4 protein-coding genes are annotated in these 6,453 nt (G+C 54.6%); 3 read left to right on the forward strand and 1 reads right to left on the reverse strand.

What is annotated here, in order from left to right:
• Positions 1-626 precede the first annotated feature (626 nt).
• Positions 627-3,527: a hypothetical protein gene (locus RC85_RS13385; protein WP_149752507.1), complete on the reverse strand. Its 2,901-nt coding sequence runs from the start codon at positions 3,525-3,527 to the stop codon at positions 627-629.
• 298 nt (positions 3,528-3,825) lie between these two features.
• Between RC85_RS13385 and RC85_RS13390 the strand changes: the two genes are divergently transcribed.
• The 3 genes from RC85_RS13390 to RC85_RS13400 are packed head-to-tail and all read left to right on the forward strand — an operon-like array spanning position 3,826 to position 6,197.
• Positions 3,826-4,803 carry a GDP-L-fucose synthase family protein gene (locus RC85_RS13390; protein WP_068263541.1) on the forward strand — a complete coding sequence of 326 codons (978 nt, stop codon included), beginning with the start codon at positions 3,826-3,828 and terminating at the stop codon, positions 4,801-4,803.
• Between the two features lie 38 nt (positions 4,804-4,841).
• Complete coding sequence (gene gmd / locus RC85_RS13395) at positions 4,842-5,861, forward strand: GDP-mannose 4,6-dehydratase (protein WP_068263543.1); 1,020 nt, start codon at positions 4,842-4,844, stop codon at positions 5,859-5,861.
• 3 nt (positions 5,862-5,864) lie between these two features.
• Positions 5,865-6,197, forward strand: a complete 333-nt coding sequence (locus tag RC85_RS13400) for a co-chaperone GroES (protein ID WP_068263545.1) — start codon at positions 5,865-5,867, stop codon at positions 6,195-6,197.
• Positions 6,198-6,453 lie beyond the last annotated feature (256 nt).

A 6,453-nucleotide genomic window follows, 5' to 3' on the forward strand; every position in this document is an offset into this window, starting at 1 on the left:
GGCAGGGAGCTACCGGCCCTCCGGGCCTAACGCGCAGTAACTGATGCGACGTCCCGAGCGAAAGGCGACTATAAAAAGTCGCATGTTCCTAACCGTGTTTTCCCGGACGAAAACTCTTCATGGCGTTGGGCGCAGCACAACGCCGTGAAGGGTTCTAAATCGTTTAACCGCGTGGGCATCGCCCCGCGCGTCGTGCGCCACCGAAACGCGCGGGGCGATGCCCAACGCGGCTAAACGAACTAAGCAACGAGCGGGGAATAAGTGTCGCCTTTCGCAGGGGACGTCGTATTAATTACCGCCGGATTGGTTTCGTCACTCATCCCAAGGCAAGTCGAACAAATCAATGCAAATTGTCGTTGATCGATCTGCGATCATAACGCTGGTGAATAGTCCCGGTAGGGACGGAAGCTCTCTGCCGGGGATGTAAATCCCCGGATAGCATCGTTATATCTCACTTTGATGTGGGGCAGCGATCCGGGTGCTCGCGCACCCGGCAGGGAGCTGCCGGCCCTCTGGGCCTAACTCGCAGTTGCTGATGCTACTTTCGCGGAGCGAAAGGCGACTATGAAAAGTCGTACGTTCCTAAACACGCGGGCGTTGCCCACGCGGTTAACACGTAGCATTGCCTACGGCTTCAACGCGATTCTTGGTGCGTTGTCTTCGCTGACTGCGATTCCGATCCAACCGTCGCGTAGCTCGAACTGGCTGATCGCCAAGCCTTGCATTGCGGGGTGGTCTACCAAGCTTGGCATCGTCATCGGCAGCTTGCGATTGGGCGACAGCACTTTGTTGAACACCGCTCGAGCTGGCAATCGTTCTCGCATCGACATGCCAGGACCGCTGATTCGCAGGTGGCCTTCACGAACCAACGACGCTTGCAAGCCACTGGCTTCGGGGCGATAAGCTGCACGGACGATGAAGTTGGTCAGGGCGGCCGAATCGTCGCGGCTCAGCTTGACCACTCGCAACGTGATCCACAAACGGTTCTCTTCGATCTCAACCGTGATCGGACGAGTCCGGGCGAATTGAATCGTCACGTTGCCAGGCACATCCTCGGGGATTTCGATCGATTGACCGAACATGCTTGCGGCTCGGGTGATCACTTCGTCGATCGCCATCGGTTCGTCACGCGGAACCAACTGTTCCAGCGTATTGTTGACGGCCGATTGGTGTGCCTGAACACTCATCAAGCTGGTGCGCGGGGCACGCGGTCGCGGTGTGAAAGCAGCGAGTTGCCAATCGCCGGCCAAGCGGTAACGAGCCAGCAGTCGTGAATCCGTGGTCGCCATGTCGACGACTTGCGGATCCAGTTTCATCTTGCCCAGCGGCCCCAGGACCATCTTGCTCAACTGATCGGTCGCCGATTCGATCTGTTCGTCAAGCTTTTGATCCATTTCGGATGCGACTTGACCGCGGATCTTGTCAGACGCGATTCGGTCGGACACTGGCTTCATCGAATCAAATTTGCTGGATGCAAAACTGCGAACCAACGCACCGACCAACGGCCATCCGTCATACTTGCTGCGAACGCCCATCAACTTGGTGCGGCCGCGAACATCGACTTGCACGTCCCCCAAATCAACACCGTCTCGCGTGACTTCGATCGGCGCGGTTGCACTGAATTGGTTCTGGCCAGTGGTCTGCACGGCAACCGGACCGTTGAGCCCCGTTGATCGCGTTTGGACATTGCCCAACGTTTGAAACTGCAACGCCCAGCGATCGGCTGCTGGTTTCAGCATCACGTTCAGGTCGGTGTTGATGTGGCTGATGCCACGCACTCGCGTTCCCATCACCGTCGTTTTTACAGGAACCGTTTTTGGCGAAACCGATGGCAACATGCGATTCAACATTGCGTTGGTCAGTGCAAAGCGAACGTTGGCGTTGCGATAGTACACGTCCAACGACTTTGCGACCGCGGATGCCTCGGCGTTTTCGGAGTATCGCAGAGCTTGCACGGCACTGGCGATATCGATCGCGGCCAGGTCAATCGCATCGGATTCCTGACGTTCGATTTGGCGAAGCAGTTCCGAATAATCGACAACTGCGTGCGTCCACGGACGAATCGCGGCGGCCAAGTTCATCACCGAATCACGTCGCAACCATCGCAGGTGTTCGCCTTCCAAAGCGTGCCAATCCAAACGCGACAGCAAACGCTGGGCGATGATTGATCGCGATTCGGGGCTGCCGGTGGTCGGCGAAGCGGCAGCGACCACTTCATCGATCAGCAGGAAGTCGCTCCAACCTTGCAAGTCACCCGTTTCGGACAGTTCAGCCATCACGATTGCCAGGGCATCATTGACCTTATCCAAACGAGCCGCCGCATCCGTCGATCCAATGTCGCCGACCATCCACGTCGGTTTTGCATCGCGAGTGTTCTGCCAAACGGGATTCCAAACAGCGACGCGTCGGTTGATCGCGTGAGCGACCTGCAACATGCTGACTTGGACGTCACGATCCTGGACCGATTCCGCCGTTGCAATGCCCTGACTTGCCAGTTCAGCAAGCGTCTCGATTGCAACACCTGACTCGTCGGCTCCCAGACGATTGAGTGATCGCAGCGAACTTAGCTGGGCGGCGATACCTTCAATCCAAGACGCGATTTCCGCGTTGCCACTTTCAGCGATCAGATCGTTCAGCGATTGAATCTGTTCATCCAATCGCGGCGTCGCTGGCCAACCGGCGGGCCAATCGCGGTTGGGTTTGGAAACCGACTTCTTCGTGGCCTCAGAATCATCCGCGACCAAAGATGACGACGGCTTGCCGAGCACTCGCGTGGATTCGGGCAGTGACGACTTCGCGGGCAACAGTTCCAGGACTCCGCTGTCAACGATGGTTTCGTTGTCGGTTCGACGAAGCGAAGCCACGTGGTTTGGAACGCCGTCCGCTGAATCGTTCGGCGAAGCCAATGACCCCAGCGTTGCAATCGCTCCCGCACCAATCGGACTCGACCCGGCAAAGTGACGTCCTCGCGGTGTCTTGCCGCTAAGATCGATCGTGTCGGCGGTCCACAAATTGGCCAGCAGTTGGTCCAGCGAGATGATCGAATCAGCATCCGTCATTCCGACTGACGCATTGGGCTTGGCCGCAATCGCAACCGAAACGCTGCGACGATCGCGAGGCATTCCCGCCAATTCATGCGACTCGTTGCGTACCGGTGCCAGCAGCCGAGCGTGGCTGTTTGCCGACGTCCCGTTCTTCACCGATGCTGCGCTGGAATGACTGTATCCAGCGACCGATGACGCGTGGAACTCGATCGGGCCGGTATCGGCGTCTGCCACTTTTCTGCGGTCCTGTCGATCCCAGATCGATGCCATGACCGATCCGCCGTCGCTTTGCCATTGGCTAAACGCGTTAGACAGATCTTGGCCCAAGGTCTGGCTGTTGATTACCGACCCGGTCTTGGCCATTACCTGACTGACTTGACATTTCAGGCTTGGCAATGCGACTTGCATCAAGCTGGCGGCAGTGATCGAAGCAGACGCAACAAGCGGCCAAAGCAAAAGCGATCGTTTAATTTCCTTACGCATCCGTACGTCATCCGTGAAAAAAAGGAGGTTCACCTGCAAACGCACCATTTCACGCCATTCATTGGCACATTCCATTCGTTGGAATGCTATCGAAGGTGGTCACAAGATTAGTGATCGGCGAACAAGCGTCCAGGATCAACCTGCAAAGGTTAAGTCTTCCCAACCGCACCAGTCACCGATATCGGATTCAAGGCAATGACCGGATTAGCCGGTAGAATCGTTAGATTTTCGGTCAGGGCGACCAATTTCGGTTCCCATGGTCTCCCGCTGAAGTAGTTAGCCAACTATCATCCCGACTATGAAATTAACGACCGCAAAACGTATTTTTGTCGCTGGGCACCGCGGAATGGTGGGATCCGCCGTTTGCCGTTTGCTTGACCAGCGCAAACTTGAACAGCGTAAATCTGACGGGGTTGAGGTCCTGACGGCATCGCGGTCAGAATTGGACCTGACCGATTCAGCATCCACACTTTCATATTTCCAGAAACATCGCCCGGATGTCGTAATTTTTGCCGCCGCAAAGGTCGGTGGCATCGTTGCCAATAAGACTTATCCGGTCGAATTTCTGTCTGACAATATCCTGATGGCGATTTCGGCCATCCGTGCGGCCCATCAAACCGATGTCGGACGATTCCTGTTTCTTGGCAGCACCTGCATCTACCCACGCGATTGCCAACAACCGATCCAAGAAGAATCGTTGCTGACCGGTCCGTTGGAACCGACCAATGAAGCGTATGCGTTGGCAAAAATCTCTGGCTTAAAGCTTTGTCAGTATTACCGAAGTCAGTACGGTTCGATGTTCCACAGCGCGATGCCAACGAATCTTTACGGCCCAGGCGACAATTATCATCCCGAACATTCGCATGTGCTGCCGGCATTGATTCGGCGATTTCACGAAGCCAAACTATCGGGTGCTCCTAGCGTCACGATTTGGGGAACCGGCTCACCTCGCCGCGAATTTTTGTACGTCGAAGACTTGGCCGACGCATTGTTGCATCTATGCGAACTGGACGATCCGCCGGATTGGGTTAATGTCGGTACAGGAATTGATTCAACAATTCTGGAAGTATCGCAAATGGTCGCCAAGACGGTGGGCTACGAAGGCAAAGTGGAAACCGATCCTTCGCGACCCGACGGCACTCCTGTCAAATGCACCGACGCAACTCGATTGCATGCGACTGGATGGAAACATCAAGTCAGCCTGGCCGAAGGGCTGCAACGAACCTACCAAAGCTTCCTTAACGAAACCCAATCCGAACAATTACGTTCGGTCTAATCACTACCGACTTTTCACTTTACGCCTCAATCTTCATCATGACAAAATCAGCACTCATCACTGGAATCACCGGCCAAGACGGTAGTTATTTGGCAGAACTGTTGCTCGAAAAGGGCTATCAAGTTCATGGATTGGTTCGACGAAGCAGCACGTTTGCGACCGAGCGAATCGAGCACCTGTATGAAGACGTTCACGACAAATCAAATTTGCGTTTGCATTACGGTGACCTAACCGATGGCCAAGCATTTTCCAATCTGGTTTTGGAAATCGAGCCGGATGAAATCTATAACCTGGGCGCGCAAAGTCACGTACGCGTTTCCTATGACCAACCGGTTTACACACTGCAAACGGTCGGCGTCGGAGCGTTGAATGTGCTGGAAGCCGCTCGATTGCTGAACAAGAAAAAGACAACCAAGGTTTATCAAGCCAGCAGCAGTGAAATGTACGGCGACGTCTTGGAAACGCCGCAAAAAGAAACGACACCGTTCAACCCGCAATCGCCCTACGCGTGTGCCAAGGTTTATGCGTTTCACCAAACGGTCAACTACCGTCGCGGCTACGACCTTTTCGCCAGCAACGGAATCCTGTTTAACCACGAATCCGAGCGTCGTGGTGAAACATTTGTAACCCGTAAGATCACGCGGGCGGCTGGCCGAATCAAGGTTGGCATGCAGGACAAACTGTATCTCGGAAACTTGGACGCCAAACGTGACTGGGGTTACGCCAAAGATTACGTCGAAGGCATGTGGCGGATTTTGCAACATGACGAAGCTGATGATTTTGTGCTGGCAACCGGCCGGACTGAATCGGTTCGCGATTTTTGCCGACTAGTGTTCGAGCAACTTGATTTGAATTACGAAGACTATGTCGAAATCGATCCGCGATACTTCCGTCCCGCCGAAGTCGATTTGTTGTTGGGCGACGCCAGCAAGGCGAAGGAAAAACTGGGCTGGGAAGCGGAAACCAACCTGGAAGAACTAGCCCGAATCATGACCGAGCACGACTTGGATCTGGCGAAACGTGAATCGCATGCGAAGAGTTTTGTGGCGGGATCCTAGTTCATGGCTAAGAAGAAAAAGTCTGCTGACTTTGAGCAAGTTGAACCGATCGGCCACCGGGTTCTGGTCCGCAAGGACGAACCCAAACGCGAAACCCGTGGCGGAATTGCACTGCCCGATGCGGCGGAGATCCCAACGATCACCGGCCGCATCGTGACGATTAGTGCAGCGGTTGAAAACGACGAAGAATTACCGCTTCGGCAATACGACAAAATCCTGTTCCACCCCAAGAACGCGATTCCAGTGGACTTGGAACACGACAATCAATTGTTTGTGGTCCCCGTTGATGATGTCGTCGCCGTATTCCGGCGATCGAAATCAAGCAGCGACGATTGACAGGGATTCTGGTTAAAGTTGACTCTCGCCACCAAGTAGTTTTCGGTTTTGTTAAGAACACGGCCCAACGTCGTGAAGAGTTTTGGTGCCGGAAAACACGTGTTAGTTCGTTTAACCGCGTGGGCAACGCCTGGGCCGCTAAATCTTTGGTATTGACATAGTATTTTGCAATTAAGAATTTGTTCCGCTTTCAGTCCAATGCGGCCATTCGAATCGTAGGAGGCAACTCGATCGATTTCCGTTGCGGGCTTGTCCC

Origin of the sequence: Rubripirellula obstinata (assembly GCF_001642955.1) — a bacterium.
Lineage (GTDB): Bacteria > Planctomycetota > Planctomycetia > Pirellulales > Pirellulaceae > Rubripirellula > Rubripirellula obstinata.

Bases quoted from the DNA above. Each gene is read 5' to 3' on its own strand.
- RC85_RS13385 (WP_149752507.1), bottom strand. From the start codon at position 3,527: ATGCGTAAGGAAATTAAACGATCGCTTTTGCTTTGGCCGCTTGTTGCG.
- RC85_RS13400 (WP_068263545.1), top strand. From the start codon at position 5,865: ATGGCTAAGAAGAAAAAGTCTGCTGACTTTGAGCAAGTTGAACCGATC.
- RC85_RS13390 (WP_068263541.1), top strand. From the start codon at position 3,826: ATGAAATTAACGACCGCAAAACGTATTTTTGTCGCTGGGCACCGCGGA.
- gmd (WP_068263543.1), top strand. From the start codon at position 4,842: ATGACAAAATCAGCACTCATCACTGGAATCACCGGCCAAGACGGTAGT.